The sequence below is a fragment of the Methanosarcina subterranea genome (genome assembly GCF_055385895.1).
The window spans coordinates 2478324-2500827 of sequence record NZ_AP042426.1 but is presented as its reverse complement, the minus strand read 5'-3'; the positions used below and the strand labels follow the sequence as shown (position 1 = coordinate 2500827).

Below are 22504 nucleotides of genomic sequence, written 5' to 3'. Positions count from 1 at the left end.
GACTCTCAAAACTTGAGATATAGGGGTTATAAAGCATTAAATGTAAAAATAAGCGCTCTTAAAGGATAATTATTAAACTCAATAATTAAATAGAACTGGGAGAGTAAGTATGCTTTTATCTTTAAATCCAGATACAGCATCTGCAGTCAGAAATATACCGAATAATCCACCGTCCAACCCACTATAATCCTCACCCAATAAACCCTCATATATGCTTTCACACCGTGCCATTTCGTACTGTACAATTATGAAAGGTTCGGCTGAAACAAATAATCGAGACCATATGTTGTTGTATCATATACCTGCAAAATAACGGCTTCGGGTATTCCTAATAGCTCATAAACGATTCAAAGAGGCTATCATAGAAGTTATTATAAATTATCGTATTATTCGGAGATCATACCGGAGACAAAAAATGCCTGAAAACCCGGAGGAAAAATTGTTGATCCTGCAGCTTTCCGAAGATTCCAGGAAAATTGCCCGGCTTCTCTCTAATAAGACTTCGATCAGGATCCTCAAGCTGCTTGACAGGAGATCGATGTCTGCGGCTGATATTGCAGATGAACTTGAAGTACGCCTGAATACCCTCAAATACAACCTGGATTCTCTTCTTGAAGTCGGGTTAATAAGGGTGAGGCAGGTAAAGTGGAGCAGGAAAGGAAGAGAAATAAAAGTGTATGAGGCAGTCGAGAAAGTAATTATCCTTCTGCCCGGGAAAAAAAGTCCGGATATGTCCCTTATATTAACGATGCTCCGGCAGCACAGCCTGAAAAACCCGGACGGATCGGATGTTTAGGAGTTTTCGGGGGTTTATTGCGAACCCGGGATATGAAATTGCCGCAGGCATGCTTTCAAGAAAGATTTCCGGATCTAAAGCAAATATTAAAATATAAAAATGTAAATAAAAAGTAGAGTCCAGTGATATTTACCAGAAGGCGTAGACCAGCATGAAAATCAAACTCTTGTCCTTGATTCTTATACTTATGGGAGTTATCGTAATTTCAGGTTGTGTTGATTCACAGGCACAGCCTTCTACTTATAAAGCTCCGGGAGACCTCTACAGGAGCATTTTTTCCCCCTACGCCGGACTCCTGAATAAAGGAAATGAGGTGCCAGGCGTGGATATAGGTCCTCATGGTCCGCCCCCAGGCATGCCTGATGAGAGTCAGGGATCAGCCCGTTCCCTGCGAGATGCAGCACTCATGCTCGACAATAACATCGAAAAAGCAGAAGCTATATCTGCAAGGCTAGAGTCTGGGGTCCAGTATCTAAGGGAGCAGGGAAAGGATGTGAGCAGGCTTGAAGCCCTGCTTGAAGAGTATAATAGCCTTGTAGAAGAGGCAAATTACCTAGCTCTTGCAGCTTCTTCAGCAGGCGAAAAAAACAGCAGCTCTGCAGGGTACAAAAATTCAGAAGACGGTTTATCTGCTGAAAGCGCAGAAAAGGAATATCTGATCCAGTCACAGAAGAGCATGATTCGAGCCAATCTGGTCCTTAAAGATATATTTGAAGAATTCAAGCGCCTGATGCCCGGAAGTGGAGAACTGAATGAAACAGCCCGGCTCAGTGCAAAAGGAGAAGGCAGAGTTACCTTAATAGGCGGTTTTGATCTCAGTCTACATCTGCAAGAAGGTGAAATAGTAATTATGGAGATTTCCCCCGATTCTACGGTTTATGTTAAAGGAAATTATACGCTTGAAATTAAAGAAGGGCGGCAGGAAAATGTACTTGTCTACCATATACAGTCTGCGGATGTGGAGATTTCCGGTTCCCACAAAATGCTCTTGCTTAATGGCGAAAATATAACTGTTGAGGCGGCGGATGGAGAAGGATACGCGACTTTCTTTGGAAACGGGACATACAGCATTGAAGATAGGGGCGGAATAAAGAAAGAAGAACGATGGGCTGTAAACTCTTTCTTTGAAGAAAAAATGGGTCCGGAAGAACCAGGAAAGATGGAGAGTAAGGTTACTGCTATGGGCCCACATGGTCCGGGAACCGGGATAAGAGAAACTTTATTGAAACGAATTAGCTTTATTGAAACGAATTAGCTTATTGAATAGAATCAGCTTTATTAAAGAGAATCTATAAAGTCACGAAAAATATGTAAGAATAAAGTCTGAAAAGATAAGAGAATCCAAACCGTAACCCGGGTTTCCTGATAAAAATGAATCTGAACGTTTACATTATCTGCGTTGCTGCCGCAGTGCTTCTTGCGGTACCTGTCTCGGCAGACAGCACAGCCACAATTCACGGAGAGGTATACGGCTGGGATACCTTCGAACCTCTGGAAAATGCTGTGATTGAGGTAAACTCCACTCCCTCCCAGTCAATGGTGGCGAAATACTGCGTGTACTCTTTTGAACTGGAGCCTGGAGATTACCTTATCACAGCCAGCTATTATCAGAACAGCACTCTTATCTATTCAGCCGAAAAGTCGATAAAAATTAAAGGAGAAGGAAGCTATGTGTTTGACCTCCTGCTCCTCCCTATATATTCCGAAGAACTGATGGACAGTTATGAAGTGGGAGATATTTCCAAAAACCTGGAAGATATGGAAAATTCCAGTACTATCATACAAACAGTGAATAATAAATCAGATGCTGTTAACAACTCAGATTCCGATGACTCAAGCGCTGATAATGTAAGTATCACTGAAACCCGTGAAATAAACGGACCCTCCTCTTCAACCGGATATTACTTCCTTGCAGCTCTTATGCTGTCTCTCCTTCTAGCTGGTGGCTATAGATTCCAGAAACATAGAGGTATAGAGAAAAATAAGCCAGAAACCGATAAACCGGAAAAAAGCCAGCCGGAAACAAATAAACTGGAGAAAAGCAGACTTCTGGAAGAAAAAATAAAAAATGAAACTGTTCCAGATAAACTCTCAGAAAAACTGTCTGTGCCTGTAAGTGTACCCGATTTTTCGGCAAAAGTGCCTGATGAACGAATTGAATCGAAGACCGAACACGAACTTCCTGTCGAGCCTGTAGAAACCCGACTTTCAGGAGAATCGGACTTCGGAGAGTCAGGTTATGAAGTTCGGGAAGAAGAAAAACATGCCGAAATCACAGGAGAGTATCTCATACATGACATGCCTGAAATAAAACCTGCAGACCTCAAGCAGGAAGCAAAAGGGGATAAAGAAAAGTCTCCTGAAGAAAAGTCTCCTGAAGAAAAGTCTCCTGAAGAAAAGTCTCCTGAAGAAAAGTCTCCTGAAGAAAAGTCTCCTGAAGAACCAGCACAGGTGCCTGAACCCAAAAAGATTCTCGAGCCAGAAATCCCTGCTATCAAAAAGAACCTCCCTCTCCCTGCAGACCTCCAGGAGATCATGGATATAATCCGGGGCCAGGGAGGTAGGATTACACAGAAAGATCTCCGCAGCAAGTTGAGGTATTCCGAAGGAAAAGTCAGCCTCATGCTTGCAGACCTGGAAAGAAGAGAGCTGATAGAGAAGTTCAAACGGGGACGTGGGAATGTTGTAATTCTGCGGGATGAGGAAAGATAAACTCCCCTGGACTCAATACTCTTTAATTTTTTTATATCTATATAACCGTGATAGCCGGGCATGCTAACCCGGCATAATGCTGCAAATACGGCAAGTTATTCGTATATCCAGATAACTTATCTGCATACCCGGACAACCTGCTCATATATTTGGATGACTTTTTGGCATATCCAGATGACCATAATTTGCCAAATAAATTTAATTTTTCCAGTTTTTCTACTAACCTTAATCCATAGAAATATAATTCGCCTCGATAATTTCACCGGCCTTCGTTTCGTTTTCTCTTGTGAAAAATTTCTTTGTGGTGAACACCATCCAGTTCCAGTGGAGTGCAATATGGGCAATAAAGAAGATCAGCATTAGAATCCCAAGCTGTTCATGGATTAACTTCCAGAGATGGGACGTCCCATGGTCGTTGATAAACAATAAAAGTCCTGAATAGCCAACCAGGACAAATTGAGCGAAGAGGGCGACATTCACGATATAATTAAGTTTATCCTTTTCATTTTTTTACTCCATTGTAACTTCTACGTCTCTGTTGTATTTTTGTGACTTTGTACCATTACCAATTCCTTTGGTTACTTTTTGATTCGTAAGCCTTTTACTATTACAGTCATGCTGTTTTCCAGCCTACCGCTGTACAATCTTCTAATTGCCAGACAAAGAAATAAAGATACTTGCAGAAAAAGAGTTAAAAAAGAAATTAATTTTAGATTTTAAGCTATATGAAAGCGGCAAATTAATTTAACTATTTATATTGGATCTTAAACCTTGATACAGTTGTTTTAAGCTCTACTCTCTGACTATTTACAAAAATTGGTTGCAAAATCAGGTAATCCTTATAACAGGTTAATGTAATTCCCGAATATCTAAAACAGTACTTCCAAATCCTATTTTCCCGTTTTTCATGCGACTGCGTTCAGCCTGTTAACCATGAGAAAATAGCTGTCGAGCCTATATATACCAGGTAAAATTAAATTATACAGAAATTCTAGAAAAACACTCTTCCTGGCCTGAGAAATATCTCCTTAACCCCGAGAAATGCTATTTAACCCACACGACACCAGATTCCTTCGCCAGCCGTCTGGTACCAATCAAAAAAGAAATAGAAGGAGTAGAAAGAGGGAAATCTCCCTCTTCATTTTGTAAGACCACTCTCCCGCGTCGAGCGTGACAGGAACGACTCATTATAGTTAATAAGGTTGCACGGGTCAGCAATATTTGTAATCTAATCCTTTTTGGGACTCTTGAGCAAAGATCACTGCTATAACCCCTAAATTAGTTCTCTTGAGCTCAACTCATGCTAAACCCATCAGGTAGTCCTCTTGAGCGAAGCGAAAAGGACCTCGTGCTCCCGAAGCGAAACTCGGGAAGCGAAACTCGGGAAGCGAAACTCGGGAAGTGAAAATAGGGCAAACCAGCCTGTGTATTTTTTTACTCAAAAACATCAACAATGTAGATGTAAGAGCCAGATCCTATTTATATTGTCATTCACTGCTTTTTGAAATCCGTGTTGAATACATAATGAAAATAAAAACCAGGGTGAGTAATAAAGGAAAAACACGCTGGGTCCGTATCAGATAACTCCTGTGTCTGATTAGCTTTAGCGGCTGCTTTCTGCGATGTATATTCAGTATTCAAATTTCGGAGGTCTATTGATATAAGAGCTTCAGGGAAGGAACAGAGGGACTAGTACGATACCTGAACCCCCGGTTTATTCCCATTGAAAACAGCTCTAAGGGAAAGCGGGCGCATGCTTACGAATAATAATGACAGATAATAATACTTTATAGGGATCATAATTGCTGATTAAAGGCTGATTAAAGAATAAATTAGTCAGAAACCCATTAGAAAAGCTTCATTGATAAATTCATTCCTTAAATTCCCTTTTTTGAGCTAAGTATGCTTTTATTATTAAATGCCCATGATGAGGTTGACTGCCTCAAGTCCCTCCTGAGCAGTCAGCTGGCAGAGCACCTGTCTGAAAGGTGCTTCAGTCAGATGGGAGTAAACGGGGACTAACACCTGGAAAGGATACCTCGCCACCAGAAAACTGGAAACTCTTCACAACATCTCCAGGTGTTACCTGTTTAAGAACTAGAGGAAAGGAGCAGTCAAACAGAAACCCTACACCCCAGAAGATGAGGCACTATGCATCTTGCAAGTGCCTCATTACCTATCAAGACCCATTAAACCACATCGGGTCTAATTGGACCTTATAATATGGTTCAATTTAGACCACAATAAATAATATTACAATAAATTTATCACCATAAATAAATATAAAAAAATGTTCCCAGTTATAATTTACTGTCAATCGGATGCTCTGTCCAAGGACATAAGATTTGATCACAAGATATGATCACGAAACTGGTAGTGAGAAAGATAGAAATCAGACGAACCAAAAGAGCTCAAACTCAAGCTACCCTGAAAAGATTCAGTTCAACCTGAAAAATTGAACTCGGATATGACTAGCTTTTTAGAGGTAATCTATGACACTTACTGAAATAATTGAAGCATTTAAAAATAATCTGAATCCCTCAAAAATTATGAATTCGTTCGAAAAAACGGCAAGTTTCTACGATGAATCTGATGAATCTGATGAATCTAATGGATCTGATGAATCTGATAATAGTTCAGGGGGAAATGATTCCGGGAAGGATCTAAAAAATAACCCGTACAGCATTTCAGCTACCGGTTCTGTTAAAAGTTCTGGAATTACCCGAATCACCCGGAGTGAGAAAGACCCACTGATCAAACTGACTGATGTCTGGAAGATTTACCAGATGGGAGAAGTCGAGTTTGCAGCTCTCAAAGGAATAGACCTGGAGATCTATGAAGGTGAGTTCCTGGTAGTACTTGGCCCCAGTGGAAGTGGTAAAAGTACACTTATGAACCTGCTGGGCTGCCTGGACATACCCTCGGAAGGCACTGTTTACCTGAACTCAGAAGATATCTCAGAACTTGCTGAATCCGAGCTTGCCCGCATCCGGGGTCAGATGATCGGTTTTATTTTCCAGAGTTTCAACCTCATACCCACTTTGAGCACGGAAGAAAACGTACTACTGCCTCTGGAATTCCAGGAAGAAGATATACAGACGGCCCGAAAAAAAGCAGCATACCTGCTTGATATAGTCGGGCTTTCGGAAAAGAGAAAAAACCTGCCTTCTCAGCTGTCAGGCGGACAAAGGCAAAGGGTTGCCATAGCACGCTCCCTGGCTGTGAACCCGCCTATAATCCTGGCAGATGAGCCAACAGGAAACCTGGACACCAAGACCGGAGACTATATCCTGGAATTTCTGGACGGACTGCATGAAAAGGAAGGAAAGACGATTATCATCGTTACCCACGACCTTGAGCTTGTAAAATATGCAACAAGAGTTGTGTACATAAGAGACGGTGAGATCGAAAAAATCGAGGAACGCAAGAAAAATGAACCAGATGAATTGAGGAATTGAAATGAAGAAATTCTCTTTACTAACATTAATACTGTTATTTTCTGCATTCATATGCCTTGGAGCTGGAACAGCACTTGGCGCATCAAACGGAAACATAAACTCTTCATCCATGCAGGTGAACCTGACTAACCAGAACCCGGACTCTGCTCGCCCCGGAGAACCCGTTGAACTCACTGTCAGCGTACAGAACGTTGGTACAAAGGATATAAAGGATATTACTGTCACCGTCAATCCGGAATACCCCTTCACAGAAATTTCAGGACAATCTATTGTAAAAAAGGTCTCCTATCTGAATGCACGGCAGGATGACAACGAGGGAGGCGTCCTTAAATTCAAGCTTATGACAGATTCCAACGCATCTGCAGGTACGTATGATATTGACATCGTTACTACTTACAAAAGCGGATCAGGTTCCTCCTCAAGCACGATGACCACTACAAAAACAATCCAGCTCGATGTGAGAGGTAAAGAATACGCTCAGATTGTAACCATAGATAAGGCGAATATTGACATAGCAAAGCAAGAGACTCTTGAGTTCATCATAACGAATACCGGAACTTCCTCTCTGAAGAACATGGTCGTTTCCTGGAAAGACCCTAAAGGCGTGATCCTCCCGGTATACTCTGACAATACCAAATATATCAAGTATCTGGATGCAGGGGAATCCGTGACCGTTGCTTACTCGGTAATGGCAGATGTAAATGCAGATCCGGGACTTTACACTCTGGATATAAATCTCACTCTGGAAGATTACGAATCAAATGAAAAAATCATTCAGACTACAGCAGGAGTTTTCGTAGGTGGAGAAACTGACTTTGATGTAGCCTTCTCGGAAAGTGATGCGGGAGAGATTTCTCTTTCAGTTGCAAACGTAGGCAACAACATCGCATATTCAGTAAAAGTATCGGTTCCGAAACAGGACAATTACAAAGTGTCAGGAAGTTCCTCAACGATTGTAGGAAACCTTGAGAAAGGAGACTACACAATCGCTTCCTTTGATGTGACGAGCGTACAGGATGCCGCAGTGGTTGAAGGTGGTTCAGGAGCACCGGGTACTGCAAAAGCAAGTGCTGAAGGGGGAAATTTAACTGCTGCTTCTGTGGAAGGCAATCCACTAAAAGTCCAGATTGAATATACTGATGCGAAAGGAGAAAGAATCACGGTGGATAAGGAAGTAGAACTCGAAATTACCGGCGGAAGTATAACTGCACAGGCAGGCGGACAAGGTAAACGAAGTGGCATCAGTTCATACCTGCCCTATATTGCTGTAATAGTGCTTGCAGGTGGAGTATTCGTATACAGGAAGAAAATACAGGAAAAAATGCTGGTAAAGAGAGAGAAAAAATCAGGAGATAAAAAGCCTGAAGAACAGAAATACGGCTGTAAGACACCCAGAGACTGAAAAATCAACATCCACAGATAACGGAAGGATGCAAGATGAGAAATTCAACCTACCTGAAAATGGGCCTGAACATGCTTCTGCACAGCAAATTGAGAAGCTGGCTGACCATTATCGGGATAGTTATAGGGATCGGGTCTGTTGTTGGCATCCTCTCTCTCGGGGATGCCATGCAGGAGCAGGTACAGAGCAGGCTTGCCGAGATGGACCTGACAAAAATAACCATATCTCCAGGGTATACTAAAGCATCATCCAATATGCCGGGTCCCGGAGGGCCCGGGGGAGGAGGGGGCATGACAACGGATGTCGAATTGACAGATGATGATATCGATGCACTTCAGGGCCTGGACGGTATACAATATATAGCTGGCCAAATTTCCGGCAGTGAACCGGTGATTTATGCAGCGCAAAATGCAACTCTCTCAATCACAGGCGTGGACCCTCAGGTCTGGAAGTATATGACTACTCTGGAGACGCAATCAGGAAGATTGCTCGAGCCATCTGACAAGTATGCTGCAGTCATTGGAAGTGGCGTTGCCAGTGGAATTTATGACCAGAATATAGGTGTGAACCAAGTAATAACAATTAACGGTAAAGCAGTGCGCGTTGTCGGCATTCTTGCAGAAGAAGGAGGGGGAGACAGAAGCATTTACATGCCAATCGATGGGGCAGTAAACCTGCTTGATGATGCAGAAGAAGATGTTTATGACACCATCACTGTAAAAGCCAAGAGTGAGGGTCTGGTTGACGAACTGATGGAAGACATCGAGGATAAGCTCATGGTTTCAAGGCATATTATCCGGGATGATGACAGGGACTTTTCCGTGACAGCCTCTAAGTCAATGGCTGAGTCCGTCACCGAAATGACAAGTTCGATGACCCTCTTCCTCGGAGCAATTGCAGCTGTATCCCTCCTTGTAGGAGCTGTGGGTATTGCAAACACTATGTTTACCTCAGTCCTTGAAAAGACCAAGGAGATAGGAACTATGAAAGCCATTGGAGCGAAAAACAGGGATATCCTTATGATTTTCCTTTTTAACTCCTCAATGGTAGGCCTTGTTGGTGGCATCCTTGGAGTTATGCTGGGAGCCTGTGTTTCAACTCTATTCCCACTTCTGGGCATGACTATGATGGGAGGGGGAGGCTCTTCAGGCATATCTCTTGCCCCTGACCTTATGGCTTTCGGGCTTATCCTGGCAGTAGGAATAGGTGTGGCTTCAGGAGTAGTACCGGCCTACAGAGCATCAAAACTGAAACCTGTAGATGCGTTGAGATACGAATAACCGGAAGAAACCGGAAATAAGTGAATTAAAAGAAAGGATAAAACCTTTCTTAATTTTTTTGCCAAGGAAAAAGCAGAGAACGGGATAAAATGAATCTTATTGACCTGGCAGTTCTCCCTGAAAAAAGAAGAGACATACTCTTACTTATAGAAAGGAAACCCGGAAGTTTTGAGGAAATTAAAAGTTTACTTGACATAACTTCTGCTTCATTAAGGCTCCATATAAAAAAACTGTTAGATTCCGGGCTTCTTGAGGAAAAAAGAGGAGAATACAAGTTATCGTGCATGGCGATACCGATAATTGAGAATCTGAAAGGACTGCTGGACTCACTGGCTTTCTTTGAGGAAAATATGGGTTACTGGAAGAAACATGACCTGACTCCGGTTCCCGACTTTTTATTGAGAAAGCTCGAAGACCTGGGAAGGTTTGAACTAATTGAATCTGATGCATCACATATGTTCAAATCCCACAGGTAATTATAGGACATTTAAGGGCATCAGGGGAGATTTTTGCTTTTTTCTCCTGCCTGCATCCGGAAATCCCACTCCTTTATTCAGGATTTGCGAAAACAGGCTTAAAGCTCTCTTTATGTGTGACAGAACCGATAGCTGAAAGATTATTCAATGACTTCCCTATTGAAACAAAAATACTTCTGGAAACTGAAAACACTAAACTGTTTGTTTGCAGCAGGAAAGTAAACCTGCCTGTCTTTATGGTGACAGATCGGTTTATGGCAATATTGTTTTTTCATAATAGCGGGAAACTGAGCAGTCAGTTGATAATCTGTTTTGAAGATGGGGCTTTGCATTGGGGAAAAGAATTGTACAGATATTATGAGGAGTTTTCGGAGTCTTTACGAAGCAGAGACCTGAAAGACTGTGGGAATCTGAAGCCTGCGGAAGTATGAAAAATGAACTTACATGAATAAAGCGGAAAAAATTCAACATAAGAAAATTGAATAGAAAGAAAAGCAGGATGGTAGGTAACAGAATGAAAAAAATTGCTATAATTTTGCTGGCTGTTTTTATACTGGCAGTATCTGTCTGTGCCTGCGAAAGCCTGGAGGCAGGAAATTCCGGAACTTCCCGGGAAACCTGCTGCATAACCAGTATTTATGAGACCATTTCCGGGAGTTTCACTTCCAGTGAGCTCATTGCAGACAGTATTACTTCTTACTGTTCATCCATCGAGAGCCGGATTTCGGAAAGCCGGTATCTAAATTTGATAGATATTTTTGAAAATAAAAGTTATGCTGTTGGAAACTGGAATTTGGAGTTCAGCCTGCCTGCCAGGGATGTAGATATGATGCAAAATAGACAACTTATAGTGCAAAATAACCAGCCCGTTTTCAGGAGGGAAAGACCGGAACGGTTGCTTCCTGCTCCTACCAGAGAAGAGCCTGTAAGGAGGGGAATTCCTGACAGAGATGAATTGAATAATTTCATGGAAGAACAGCCGCTACAACGAAAAAACATAACATCAAATTACCAGACGTATGTCACCCCGGACTCTGAGGCTGTAAACTCTTACATCGAAGAAAACGGTCTTGATGATAAGTACGGGATTTATAAAGCAGCTCTCTCCTGGACCTGGGTATCAGACGAGACTCTGAATAATGCAGAAGAAAAGTGGCTTACTCCGACCGAATTCCTGGAAGAAACTCCTGATTATTCCAGCAACCCGGTATATGGCGAACCTGCGAGTGACTGTGAGGAACAGGCAAATTGCCTGGCTTCCCTTTTGATAGCTTCAGAAGAATACAATGAGAGCACAGTCCGGGTTGCAATAGGAAAAGTCGATTTCGGGGATGTTAGCGGCGGACACGCCTGGGTAGAGGTTTACGAGGATGGAGAATGGTTCCCCCTTGACCCTACTGACGGACCTTACTATGATGACGAAAGTTCAGAATTGATGTCTGCGAATGCATCGGAGATTGACTATGAGAAATATAGTAGTAACATATATCCGGCAGTGGAAATCTGGTATTACTATAATAACGAGTATTTTATAGATTCAGGAACGAAGATTGGAAATGCTCCAGTGTCTTGGAACAAAAAACCGGAAAGCTATCAAAAAAGCGGAAAGCTATCAAAAAATATGATCGGGTCGAAAGTGACATTTTCAATCCTTATTTCATTTTAAAATTCAATACTGGGATTGAATCTGAGCAAACTGGATACTTCGGATGAAGAAGAATAGGAGCTCAGAGTCATTCACTCCTGCCGGAAAAGGGGATCGAAAAACCGAAGGTACTCCCTTTTCCGGCTTCACTTTCAAACCAGACGCTTCCGCCGTGGAGATGCACGATTTCTTTTACAAGAGCAAGACCAAGCCCGGTTCCCTGATATTTTTTAGACGAGGAAGAGTCTATCTGGCTGAAAGGCTTGAAAAGTTTGTCGTGGTCTGCTGCTGCAATGCCAATTCCTTCATCAGAGACAGCTATCATTATATAGTCATTTCTCTGTGCTGCTTTAACTCTTATACACCCATTTTCATTTGAAAATTTAATTGCATTTGTCATCAGGTTGCTGAGAACCTGCATGATTCTCTCCCTGTCTGCAGATACTCTGGGCAGGCTAGTTTCAATCTCAAATTTTATATTTATTCCTTTGCTGGCGGCAAATGGAAACAGCATATCCCGAACTTCAGCAAATGCTTCAGCCAGCCAGAAAGTGCTGTAATGCAGTTCAAAGCTCCCTGCTTCTACCTTAGAGAGGTCAAGGATCTCATTGATCAGGTTCAGCAGGTGTTTCCCACTGCTTGAAATATTCCCGACAGCTTTGAGCTGTCTTGCATTAAGTTCTCCATAGACTTTCTCATACAGAAGGTCGGAAAAGCCTATTATTGAGTTTAGTGGAGTTCTGAGTTCGTGACTCATGTTTGCAAGGAATTCACTCTTGGTATGGTTTGCGACTTCTGCGTCATGCTTTGCTCTGAAGAGCTCGATTTCATAGTTCTTCCGTTCCGTAATTTCCACACCTGTTTCCAGAATTGCAATGATATCTCCGGTTTCGTCACACACAGGCTTTGACCTGAGAAGCCAGGTCTTTCCATCGGAAGAGGTGAACTCCTGATCAGTCCAGCCGGAAGCCTGTGGATACCGTGGTTTCTGGATAATCTCTTTGTCCGCAGCCTTGTGGCAATCAGAAGTCATCTCTTTAACCTTAACCGTTAACAAATCCCTGTTTTTGAGGGCAGCCCGGTTCGCCCAGCGAATATTAAAGTTAGGATCCCTGAGCACCACTATTTCTTCAAGGGAATCGAGAATAAACTTTTTTTCATATTCCCTGGACTTAAGTTCCTGCTCAGCAAGTTTGATACTGGAAAGCATTTCATTGATACCTTTTGAAAGCCTGTGGATCTCGTCTTCTCCATCGACGTCCAGCTGCTTTGAGATATCTTTCTCTCTTTTTACTTTTTCAAGAAAACTGTCAATAGCAATTAGCCTTGAGACAAGGAGACGATCCAGGCTGAACTTGGTCGCGGTTCCTATAACTATCCCGCTGAGCAGCAGGAAACCGTAAATATAAGTCAGAGTCTTTTTGCCCTGTGCGTAGAGGTCACGGGGGTAATCAGCTCTCATAAGGGCTACGGGCTCCCCGGTAGTATCTTTCAGTATGAAATACCCGGCCACCCTATCATCTCCAAGAATATTAACAGTATTCCCTTCTCCCCTGAAAGCTTTATTGAATGCATCCTGAAAGTCCGGGGGCATTTCCTCGTTTAAAGCATAGAGAGATAGGGAAGACTGTGTACGCTCTTCAAGAGAGGCGATGTAAGAGCTGTCAATATACTTTCCAAGAATTAAAGTCCCTGCAGAAGGACCTTCTTCGAGATTTACAAGGATAGGACGGCAAACGATAAGCATCGGCCCTTCTTCAAGCAGTATGACTCCCTGCATATAATCCGCATTTCCACGAGTCGTGAGAAGCCCACTGTTAATCCTCTCCAGAAGCCCTGCAGGAACCGGAACATTTGTCCTGTTTATCAGGTCTACAGACATGGGATAGACCATGACTCCAGATTTGTTTACAAAAAGCATAACATTGAGATCCAGGTCATATAGAGTGTTGTCTTCCAGGTTGGACTCTATATATTCAGGATTCAGGGTATTCATGAATTCGTATGTATCATCCCAGTAAGCCCAGTCTCTTGCAGTTCTGTCAATAGACAGCGCCTCCCAGGCAATTGCCTGTTCGATTTTCTCCGTATTTTTGAGGGTATCCCGGGTCTCAAGCTTGGAAAAACTGGATAACAGGATGGTATGGGATGCGACTATTAAAAGAACAGTTAATAAAGCAAACATTGTGAAAGTAACTACCAATAATTTTTTACTAACATCCATACACATCACCAACAAACTGCCGGAAGTGAAATCACATACTTGCAACCGTGCAGCATAAAACATAATCCATTCAAAAGCTAAAGTGCAGATATCTGTTATAAAAATGAAGTGAAAAAATATATAAAGGTTGCTAAGTAGAGCAGAAATTCCTGTGCAATTAAGGCAGGTACTCAAGATTGGTACTCTTGTTGAATTATCAGTACACTTTTTGAACTGATCCCAGAACTCAAACCGCGTCTCTAAATCTTGTATTTTGAGAGGTCAATGGAACCTTTGATAACGAAAACTGATTCTGAAACTGTACTGATTTGAGAGTAAAGTTGTTTTGGAAAAAAATTCATAAAATCATTTTTACACTTCAAGAAGAAGAAATACATATTAGATTCCTGCAGATCTGATTGATAGACCCATAAATTTAAACAAAATTATGAATTAAGTAAAACTTTCCGCCCTGACTGCAGAGTTTTTCGAAAATAGACAAAAGCCAATATTGAATTATAATATTATATGAAAAATCGGGATACAGGGCAGAACCCGTAAGAACATAGTTTTTCGAGCCCGTGCCAAATCTATAAATTGCACACCTACGCACGCAAAATCAGAGAGAAGAAAAGTAGTAAATTACTGTAGAGCTGTCCAGAATAATTTTTTGAGTGCCCTCCGGGTACAGCCACATGTCTCCTGTGCATAACATTTTTTGCTACTTTCAGATTAAATCATAAAAAATTCAGGTTAGGCTGGTAAATTTTTTATACCCATTTACTCTTTTGAAAACTATAAATCTTTTAATATTTTTCTTTGTAAGTCAAACTTATTATATAATTATTTAAGTCTGACAAAAAAAGCTTCGAGATGCATAAATGTAAATATGACTTAAAAAAAATATAAGCAATATACCCAGTTTTACATAGCCGAGGTTTTTAGATTGAGATTTAAAAAAATATCCATGAATATGTACGAGAACTTCCATAAAATGTTTAGTGGAAGCAACCAGAATACTTTCAATGTCTGCAGGGAATGCGGAGGAGCTTGCGAGCACAATAAAATAGGAACTCTGCTACCTGGAGAAAAAGAATATATGGCAAAAAAAATGGGTATAAGCGTTTCCGAATTCAAACTAAGGTATCTGGATATTTTGAAAATGGAAGACGGAACTCTTATTCATGTATTAAAGCTTGGAGAGTTATGTCCTTTCTTGAGTAAAGAAACTGAGGTATGTGAATGTCGGGATTTTAAACCTATAATCTGTAAAATTTACCCTGTCGTTTTTACGGTTGAAGATAGAAAGGTAAACTTTACAATAGACAATTGGTGCCAGTTATCAAGAAAGAAAGTTTGTAGAAACTATTTCAAATCCGCTATCCCCCTTTTGTCCCGCCTTCCTATCCCGATTGAATGGTTTAGTCATGTGGTAAGCTACGATGACCTTTATTTTGATTATGACCAGTTAAGAAAATGCAGAAAAGGAAAAAGTCAGTACGCTGTTTTTACTCTGGAAGAGCTTTTAAGCCTTCAGAAAGGCCATATGGAAGCGTATAAAGTAGAAACGCATGATATAGAAGCATATAAGAAAGAAGCAAGTAAGGTAGGAATACATAGGATAAAAGTGGCAGGTTACTGTGTTGATTTCTGTCAGGAAATTGAGGAGCCCACATTTTAATAAGAGACTGAAAAACTTATGGCTTAGGTAAGCCGATATATTCAAACGACTTTTAGTCAGTTGATTCCTTACCCTATTCTTTTTTAAATTTCCTTTACAAATCAGGATCTTCAACCGTTTCCGTGCCGTTAAGTGACTTTACTTCGCTGTTGTCACTGTCTCTTTCATCTCCATTTATCGGAATTGTAAAGGCAAAGGTACTTCCTTCCCCTATCTTGCTGCTGAACCAGACAGAGCCGCCGTGAAGGTTAACAATTTGCTTAACCAGTGCAAGTCCCAACCCCGTTCCCTGGAATTTTTTTGAAGAAAACGGGTCAACCTGGCTGAACGGCTTGAAGAGTTTATGCTGGTCTTCAGCTTTTATCCCGATTCCATTGTCTTTAACCATTATTTCTACCAGGTCTCCTTCCTTTTTTACCTCTACCTTCACAAGTCCACTTTCCTGAGAGAACTTTATAGCATTATCTAACAAGTTGTACAGGATCTGAACAAAACGAGCTTCGTCAGCACGGATTGTGGTAAGGTTTTTATCTACATCGATTTTAATCTCAATCCTTTTCCTGTCTGCAATAGGAGACAGCAGATTTTTTATTGTACTGAGTTTACCGGCAAGCTCAAATTCTTTATAATCGAGCTCCAGTTTTCCGGCTTCTACTTTAGAAAGGTCGAGAATATCGTTAATCAGATTTAGGAGGTGCTTTCCGCTCCTTGAAATATTCCCTACAGCCTTGATTTGTTTTTCGTTAATTTCCCCGTAAACCTTCTCATACAAAAGGTCTGAGAAGCCTATTATTGAGTTAAGCGGAGTCCTGAGTTCATGGCTCATATTTGCAAGGAACTCACTCTTGGTACGATTTGCGACCTCTGCAATCTGTTTCTCATGGAGAAGCTGCTCGGCTTTCTTGCTTTCCGTAATGTCTCTGCAAGTTTCCATGACCCCTATAATCTTTCCATTTTCATCAGCCACAGGAATTGCCTGGAAAAACCAGACTCTCCCGTCTTTTGAAGTGAACTCTCCTGACTTTTTCTCACCTGTTATGAAGACCTGCTCAAGCTGGGGGTACTCAACTAACGGGCTGCTGGTGTCTGGAGTAGCTTTTAGAAAAATCCCGACCGCTTTTTTAAGACTCACTTGCATGTGTTTAAGGGCAGCTTTGTTTGCCCATATTATTCTCATTTCAGGGTTCACAAAAACAACAAGTTCATTGAGTGAATCAAGCAGGACTTTCTTTTCGCGTTCCTGGGCCTTTAACTCCTGCTCTGCCAGATAGATTTCATTTAGCATCCCGTTTATTTCCCTTGACAGGCGATAGAGCTCATCATTGTCTTTCAGGGACAAACGTTTGGAAAGGTCTTTTTCCGACCGAACTTTTGTAACGAAATCATCGATTTCTACTAACCTTGAGATAAACAACCTGTCAAAAGCAAACTTGACTCCAATACCTGTCAATAGCCCGGTAAAAAGCAAAAACAAATACATATAGTTGAGGGTCCTCTCACCATGCAAATAGAGTTCTCTGGGAAAATCTGCTCTAACAATTAGGGCAGGCTGGCCCGAAATATCCCTCAATTCAAAATAACCTGCTACTCTATCTTTACTGAGAGGTTCCACAAGAATCTTATCAGGAGTTTCCGAAAATTTTTGAAACTCTTTCTGAAAATCGGGAGGCATTTCCTGATCGGTCCTATACATAGAAAGGGAAGAACGCGTAACGTCTTTGAAGGATTCAAGCAGGTAGTTATCAAAAAATCTCCCGAAAATGAGAGTACCCTTCGAAGGTCCTTCGTATTTTGTTGTAAGAATCGGATGGCAGGCAATAAGCATAGGTCCTTCATCGAGCAAAACAATACCGCTTATTAAGTCATCCTCTCCTTTTGTAAGAAGAATTCCGTCTTCTATCATTTTCAGAAGCCCTTGAGGAACCGGCTTTTCTTCCGCAGAATTAACATCCACAGATTTTGCATAGACCAGATCTCCGGAATCATTAACAAAAAGCATTACATTAATCCTAATCCCTGCAAGTGTCTCATTCTGAAGGTCCACATCAATGTACTGCTGGTTCCCATCTTCGATAAACTGATAGGTATCATCCCAACAAGCCCAGTCCTGGACAACATAATCAATATAACCCTGACGGGCAGAAACCGCGTTTTGAACTCGTTCTACATTCTCTGTTGTATCAACCTGTTCAAGCTCTAAAAAGTTGGATAGCTGCATGTTATGTGTAAATGTAAATGAGGCTGTAAGCACTGCAAAAATTAAGAGGGTGATTATAAGGACTTTTTCGCTAATATCTATTACGATACCCCCAACTGCTTAGAAATAAAGAGGAGCTTGAAGGTTATATATATTTAATATTAAAAGAGGAGAAACTATATAAAAGTTAGTAAACACCTTAAATAAATTTATATATAAATAAAACTGACTTATTCTATAAAATTCAACAATTTCAGAAAAAAAGTGAGAATGAACTTAAATAATCGGTATCAAAAATTTAAAGTCCATTTCCTTACCATTTTTGGACAGGATGTATCAATTTTAAACACCATTTTTTTCACAGATTCCATCAATCATTTTTCTTGCAGCAAAAATCACTGATCAGCGTGATGATTTCCAGAATAAACTCTCTTTTAGACTAATCTGCGAAAACCAAGCAATAGCTATGGAAACATTAAACGTTGATGGTATGATTAAGAATCATCATATAGCACAATCAATTAGTGATGCATCATGGAATAGCTTTGTAACAAAGTTACAGTATAAGGCTGAATGGGATGGAAAAAACATATTAAGGATAGGTAGATTACATTTGGATTCGGTTAAGGTGCAAAACGCCAAAAAATGCTATTTTTTATGCAACATATCAACTAATTCTGTTGGAAAATCGCTATATGCGGTATTCGAAGTTGTGCATAAAATTCGTTAACCGATGACAAAAGAAGCATTCTTACAAATATATAATCTCAATTGATACTGATTTTGAAATTCAGTTCAAAAAATTATGTGCTTATATTTTAAGCGCATAGTTCAACATCAGGGGACCTTTATGCGCCTAAAAATGCGGAACGTAGGTTACTATCACACTTACTTTTTTTCACTCTTTTTCCTGCCTCCTATTCGATTTTCTTACATATTTTTCCGAGAATTGAGAAAGGGTCAAGAATCTTTGTCAGAGTTTTGAAATCAGGGCTAAATCCGTCTTAGATAAGCATCTGAACTTTATCAAGAGAGGCTATACGCAGAATATAGTTTTCAGACCTGCTTGTGAAGGAACCAGAAAGTATTCCTGTTCTCCACAAATATAGCCGCTTGATTTTACAGTCTCTTTAGAGCACATGCACAAACTCCTTCGAGTATTCTGAAGGCGATTTGAGCATTCTGAAGGCAATTTAAGCATTCTGAAGGCAACTAGAGCATTCTGAAGGCAATAATACCTAATACAGGCATATTTAAAATTACAGATACTTCAGGCTTACATTTGTCGTTTAAGTTTTCAAGGCTAAAGCAGGTTAAATTATATAGAGTTAGCAAAAGCAACAGCTAAGTAAGAGAAGATAGCAGAGGGATCCTTAAAAAGAGATAAGGATAATAATATAAATTTACAGCCTTCCTCAACTTATCTTTCTACAAACTTCCTTCTATTATAAATTTCTGTATTTACTTATTTTTTAATTTCTCAGGAATCTTTTTGTCAGGAGTAACTCCGTAATATTTTGTCCTTGCCGCTCCCCAGATACAGCCTTTTTTCCCGAATATCTTCAGTTCAAGGTTCTGGATAGATTTGCAGACGCTATTGCCTGATCTTGCACCCTTGCAGATAATACAGAGTTTTTCACAAAAAACAGGGGGCTTTCCCTTATTTTCAACCATTTCCTCACTCCAGACTACTCACATTCTCCAGATGCTACACCTGTAATTTTCGTTGATATACTTATTTGCCGGGTGCAGGTATGAAGAATGTTTTAATAGAACTATTGTATTTCAGGTATATTTCCTGTCACAGGAGTTTCTTTCCAGCTGCAGGACCGGGAGCACACTGGAAGACATCACTTATGTTGACTTCTATGAGAGTTTTTGCAGGAAGACCTGGCTTTGCAGCATTCACAATTGCTTTCATCTTGTCGAATTTTTCACCGGAACCAATAACTGTAGCTTTTCCTTTTATCTGGAAACATCCGCCGGTTTCCGGACCCCAGACATAGATTGCGACATTTGGATTTTCTTCCAAGTTTGCCAGAGATTTAACCATGAAGTTGTCTGCGATCCAGATAGTCTCGTCATCTACGAGCTGGCAGAAGCCTATAGGCACTACATTAGGAACTCCCTCTTTTGAAGCCGTTGCAACGGGGAAAATTTTTACCTTTGAAAAAGCAGTTTTCATTTCTTCATTTAACTTTACCATAATATTTCACCATCAGGATGATTTGCAGTATAAATTTATATATTTAAGCGTTAGAATTCTGTACAAAGGGAGTTCTTTGTGTACTTTAATAACCTTTTAGAGCTAAAAAAGCTTTACTAAATATTATTTGAGCTAAAACAGGGGTAAAATTCATGATAAAAGACATTAGAAGTCTGGGTGAAGAGATACTGGGAAAAATCGTTTCTAAAAATAGCTTCAAAAACGAAAATGTTATTAACTGGAAAAACTGGCTGCAATTGTATGATTTCCGTCCTGAGCATACGGATGACCCTTATGCATGGCTTACAAATGTGCTTGCACTGAAATCCGTAAATTCGGGAAATTATGGGGTTGGAAGTATAATTGTCGATGCTGAAGGAAAAATTGTTGTTCTCGGACACAACCTTGTGTATTCTCCATCTTTTCGAAGTGACCTGCACGCAGAAATGGTAGCATTAAATTATTTTGAAGAAAAGAATCCTCAAATAACAACCCTGAAAGGTTATACACTTTATACATCCCTCGAGTCCTGTCCGATGTGCCTGACAAGGCTAATTTCTGCAGGTATTAACAGAGTATATTACGTTTCTTCTGACCCTATAGGAGGAATGACAGGTTCAATAGATCTCCTGCCTCCTCTCTGGAAGGAGCTTTCAGAACCACAGATTTTTGCAAAAGCCTACTGCTCCGCAGAACTTTCAAATGCTGCAACAGGGATAATGCTCATCAATGCAGAGGAACTGCTTGAAGTCCTGAGAAAACGCAGAGACTAGTGCTCCTGCACCCGGAAATGATCAGGCTATTACTATTTCCGTTGCTGTATTTTTTCCTCAACTATGCTTCTGGATATTTGAAAGCCAGTGAACTACACCTACCTAAAATCTTCGTAAACTCAGATTTTTGAGGAAGGTGCTTCCTGCTTCATACTAGGCGGTTGCCGTTTTTTCCTGGTCCACAGGCTCAAACCGTAGTCCCTACGGCGAATTTCTTTATATTGATAGCTGCATTAATGTCCCTATCATGCAAAACATTACAGGAAGGACAAAGCCACTCTCTAATATCTTCTGTCAAATTTGGATGCTTATAACCACAAACGTTACAAGTTTTTGAAGATGATTCCCATTGACCTATCTTCAAAACTGTTTTACCAGACCATTCAGCTTTGTATGTTAATTTTTGCACGAAAGAATACCATGCTGAATCACTAATAGCCTGTGCTAATTTGTGGTTCTTTTTCATTCCTTTAATATTTAAAGTTTCAACTGCTACTGCTTGGTTTTCGCTGATTAGCTTTTTTGAAACTTTATGTTGAAAGTCATGTCTCTGATTAGCAATTTTCTCATGCAACTTAGCAAGTTTGTATGCTGCCTTTCTACGGTTTTTTGAACCTATTACTTTCCTGGAAACTCTTCTTTGCAAGAATTTCAATCTTTCAAGAGAAATTTTCAGGAATTTAGGATTATCTATTTTTTCTCCTGTAGAAAGAGTAGCAAAAGTCAAAAGTCCAACATCAACTCCAATCATTGTAGCACGGGAAAATGATTCAGGTTCAGGACATTTCTCTCCATCATCAGTTAAGATACTGATATAGTATTTTCCTGCAGGGGTTCTCGATACCGCTATTGTTTTTAGAAATTCAGAATTAAAATCACTTTTAATAATATTTCCTTCTAATTCCATTTCCTTAAAAAGTTGCTTATGTATCTTAACTTTTATCCAACCGATTTTTGGTAAATTAATTTTAGAGGTAGCAAAATTAATAATATAATGTTGTGGAATTTGGAAAGAGAAATGATTATCCCTTTTTCTTTTCTTCTGTGGATATTTAAACCCATCCTTAAAGAAATGGTTGAATGCAGAATTAAGATTTTTGCTAGTTTGTTGCAGAGATTGAGAATTTACTTCTTTCAAGAAGGGATAGGCTTCTTTAAGAACTTGAATATGGTTATTAAGTTCAAATTTAGATATACTTATTCTGAATTTTTTATACATTAATGATTTTATTTCAAGAAGTTTATTGTAGACAAATCGAGTACTACCGAAGTGTTTTTCCATAAGGGCTTTTTGTTCCTTATTAGGGCAAATTCTGTATCGGATTCCTCTTTTCATCGGCATTATATACGTTTGGAAACTATATCAATATTAACAGGATAACTACCGATATGATGTTGGGAAGTTGACGGCTCTTATCCCCTCCCTGTCCCATTCGGGCGAAAGCCCGATGTGCTGAGGAAGGGGGCTTCCCGCCTTATGAGATAAAAAGTAAGTTTCTTTTTATTATGTTATGTTTCAACCAATATATTATTTCCTGAAAAACTAAAATAAGTTGACAGAAAGTAAAATACCTTTAAAAATTACAGAAACTGAAGTAAAGGGGGCTGGTGGGATAGGAACTGACAGAAATTTATAGTACAGGACTAGAAATTGATAGTACAGGACGTGGAAATT

Annotated in this window: 17 protein-coding genes and 1 pseudogene; 12 read left to right on the top strand and 6 right to left on the bottom strand. The window is 40.3% G+C overall.

Features of this window, described 5'->3' with window-relative positions:
- The first annotated feature begins 415 nt into the window (after positions 1–415).
- The 3 genes from ACZ5A8_RS11045 to ACZ5A8_RS11035 all read left to right on the top strand — a co-directional run bounded on the left by ACZ5A8_RS11045 (position 416) and on the right by ACZ5A8_RS11035 (position 3508).
- Positions 416–796, top strand: a complete 381-nt coding sequence (locus tag ACZ5A8_RS11045) for an ArsR/SmtB family transcription factor (protein ID WP_464533932.1) — start codon at positions 416–418, stop codon at positions 794–796.
- A gap of 172 nt (positions 797–968) precedes the next feature.
- Positions 969–2051, top strand: a complete 1083-nt coding sequence (locus ACZ5A8_RS11040; protein WP_464533931.1) for a hypothetical protein — start codon at positions 969–971, stop codon at positions 2049–2051.
- 116 nt (positions 2052–2167) lie between these two features.
- A complete protein-coding gene (locus ACZ5A8_RS11035; protein WP_464533929.1) occupies positions 2168–3508 on the top strand; it encodes a DUF7343 domain-containing protein in 1341 nt (446 codons plus the stop codon).
- Between the two features lie 225 nt (positions 3509–3733).
- Here ACZ5A8_RS11035 and ACZ5A8_RS11030 read toward each other — a convergent pair whose 3' ends face one another.
- A complete protein-coding gene (locus ACZ5A8_RS11030; RefSeq protein ID WP_464533928.1) occupies positions 3734–3988 on the bottom strand; it encodes a DUF4405 domain-containing protein in 255 nt (84 codons plus the stop codon).
- 2012 nt (positions 3989–6000) lie between these two features.
- On the opposite strand from ACZ5A8_RS11030, the gene ACZ5A8_RS11025 reads away from it, so the two are divergent.
- From ACZ5A8_RS11025 to ACZ5A8_RS11000, 6 genes are all read left to right on the top strand, one after another.
- A complete protein-coding gene (locus ACZ5A8_RS11025) occupies positions 6001–6966 on the top strand; it encodes an ABC transporter ATP-binding protein (protein ID WP_464533927.1) in 966 nt (321 codons plus the stop codon).
- A gap of 1 nt (position 6967) precedes the next feature.
- The gene (locus tag ACZ5A8_RS11020) at positions 6968–8368 is read left to right on the top strand and encodes a COG1361 S-layer family protein (protein WP_464533925.1); all 1401 of its coding nucleotides are present in this window, start codon (positions 6968–6970) and stop codon (positions 8366–8368) included.
- Positions 8369–8403: 35 nt separating this feature from the next.
- Complete coding sequence (locus ACZ5A8_RS11015) at positions 8404–9648, top strand: ABC transporter permease (protein WP_464533924.1); 1245 nt, start codon at positions 8404–8406, stop codon at positions 9646–9648.
- Between the two features lie 89 nt (positions 9649–9737).
- Entirely contained in the window at positions 9738–10124 is a 387-nt protein-coding gene (locus ACZ5A8_RS11010; RefSeq protein WP_464533923.1) for a helix-turn-helix domain-containing protein, read from the top strand.
- Positions 10097–10555, top strand: coding sequence for a helix-turn-helix transcriptional regulator (locus tag ACZ5A8_RS11005; RefSeq protein ID WP_464534103.1), 459 nt, complete (start codon positions 10097–10099; stop codon positions 10553–10555). The genes ACZ5A8_RS11010 and ACZ5A8_RS11005 overlap by 28 nt, the downstream gene beginning before the upstream one ends.
- Positions 10556–10638: 83 nt before the next feature.
- Positions 10639–11790: a transglutaminase-like domain-containing protein gene (locus ACZ5A8_RS11000; RefSeq protein WP_464533921.1), complete on the top strand. Its 1152-nt coding sequence runs from the start codon at positions 10639–10641 to the stop codon at positions 11788–11790.
- A gap of 67 nt (positions 11791–11857) precedes the next feature.
- Here the strand turns inward: ACZ5A8_RS11000 and ACZ5A8_RS10995 are convergent, their stop codons facing one another.
- Positions 11858–13993, bottom strand: a complete 2136-nt coding sequence (locus ACZ5A8_RS10995; RefSeq protein WP_464533920.1) for a sensor histidine kinase — start codon at positions 13991–13993, stop codon at positions 11858–11860.
- 925 nt (positions 13994–14918) lie between these two features.
- Here ACZ5A8_RS10995 and ACZ5A8_RS10990 point away from each other — a divergent pair.
- Positions 14919–15653: a YkgJ family cysteine cluster protein gene (locus tag ACZ5A8_RS10990; RefSeq protein ID WP_464533918.1), complete on the top strand. Its 735-nt coding sequence runs from the start codon at positions 14919–14921 to the stop codon at positions 15651–15653.
- A 94-nt stretch (positions 15654–15747) separates the two neighbouring features.
- Here the strand turns inward: ACZ5A8_RS10990 and ACZ5A8_RS10985 are convergent, their stop codons facing one another.
- Entirely contained in the window at positions 15748–17958 is a 2211-nt protein-coding gene (locus ACZ5A8_RS10985; RefSeq protein WP_464534102.1) for a sensor histidine kinase, read from the bottom strand.
- Between the two features lie 274 nt (positions 17959–18232).
- Between ACZ5A8_RS10985 and ACZ5A8_RS10980 the strand changes: the two are divergent.
- Positions 18233–18472, top strand: a pseudogene (locus tag ACZ5A8_RS10980) (IS200/IS605 family accessory protein TnpB-related protein); the annotation flags it as partial.
- Between the two features lie 839 nt (positions 18473–19311).
- Here ACZ5A8_RS10980 and ACZ5A8_RS10975 read toward each other — a convergent pair.
- Together ACZ5A8_RS10975 and ACZ5A8_RS10970 are read right to left on the bottom strand one after the other, a co-directional pair.
- The gene (locus ACZ5A8_RS10975) at positions 19312–19524 is read right to left on the bottom strand and encodes a hypothetical protein (protein WP_229392340.1); all 213 of its coding nucleotides are present in this window, start codon (positions 19522–19524) and stop codon (positions 19312–19314) included.
- Positions 19525–19651: 127 nt separating this feature from the next.
- The gene (locus ACZ5A8_RS10970) at positions 19652–20056 is read right to left on the bottom strand and encodes a pyridoxamine 5'-phosphate oxidase family protein (RefSeq protein ID WP_229392341.1); all 405 of its coding nucleotides are present in this window, start codon (positions 20054–20056) and stop codon (positions 19652–19654) included.
- A 152-nt stretch (positions 20057–20208) separates the two neighbouring features.
- Here ACZ5A8_RS10970 and ACZ5A8_RS10965 point away from each other — a divergent pair, with 152 nt between their 5' ends.
- Entirely contained in the window at positions 20209–20829 is a 621-nt protein-coding gene (locus tag ACZ5A8_RS10965; RefSeq protein WP_464533917.1) for a nucleoside deaminase, read from the top strand.
- Between the two features lie 187 nt (positions 20830–21016).
- Here ACZ5A8_RS10965 and ACZ5A8_RS10960 read toward each other — a convergent pair whose 3' ends face one another.
- Positions 21017–22165 carry an RNA-guided endonuclease TnpB family protein gene (locus tag ACZ5A8_RS10960; protein ID WP_464533916.1) on the bottom strand — a complete coding sequence of 383 codons (1149 nt, stop codon included), beginning with the start codon at positions 22163–22165 and terminating at the stop codon, positions 21017–21019.
- Between the last annotated feature and the right edge of the window lie 339 nt (positions 22166–22504).

Excerpts from the sequence above, each read along its gene's own strand:
- ACZ5A8_RS11045 (WP_464533932.1), top strand. The coding sequence starts at position 416 with ATGCCTGAAAACCCGGAGGAAAAATTGTTGATCCTGCAGCTTTCCGAA.
- ACZ5A8_RS11035 (WP_464533929.1), top strand. The coding sequence starts at position 2,168 with ATGAATCTGAACGTTTACATTATCTGCGTTGCTGCCGCAGTGCTTCTT.
- ACZ5A8_RS11025 (WP_464533927.1), top strand. The coding sequence starts at position 6,001 with ATGACACTTACTGAAATAATTGAAGCATTTAAAAATAATCTGAATCCC.
- ACZ5A8_RS11020 (WP_464533925.1), top strand. The coding sequence starts at position 6,968 with ATGAAGAAATTCTCTTTACTAACATTAATACTGTTATTTTCTGCATTC.
- ACZ5A8_RS11015 (WP_464533924.1), top strand. The coding sequence starts at position 8,404 with ATGAGAAATTCAACCTACCTGAAAATGGGCCTGAACATGCTTCTGCAC.
- ACZ5A8_RS11010 (WP_464533923.1), top strand. The coding sequence starts at position 9,738 with ATGAATCTTATTGACCTGGCAGTTCTCCCTGAAAAAAGAAGAGACATA.
- ACZ5A8_RS11000 (WP_464533921.1), top strand. The coding sequence starts at position 10,639 with ATGAAAAAAATTGCTATAATTTTGCTGGCTGTTTTTATACTGGCAGTA.
- ACZ5A8_RS10995 (WP_464533920.1), bottom strand. The coding sequence starts at position 13,993 with ATGGATGTTAGTAAAAAATTATTGGTAGTTACTTTCACAATGTTTGCT.
- ACZ5A8_RS10975 (WP_229392340.1), bottom strand. The coding sequence starts at position 19,524 with ATGGTTGAAAATAAGGGAAAGCCCCCTGTTTTTTGTGAAAAACTCTGT.
- ACZ5A8_RS10970 (WP_229392341.1), bottom strand. The coding sequence starts at position 20,056 with ATGGTAAAGTTAAATGAAGAAATGAAAACTGCTTTTTCAAAGGTAAAA.
- ACZ5A8_RS10965 (WP_464533917.1), top strand. The coding sequence starts at position 20,209 with ATGATAAAAGACATTAGAAGTCTGGGTGAAGAGATACTGGGAAAAATC.
- ACZ5A8_RS10960 (WP_464533916.1), bottom strand. The coding sequence starts at position 22,165 with ATGAAAAGAGGAATCCGATACAGAATTTGCCCTAATAAGGAACAAAAA.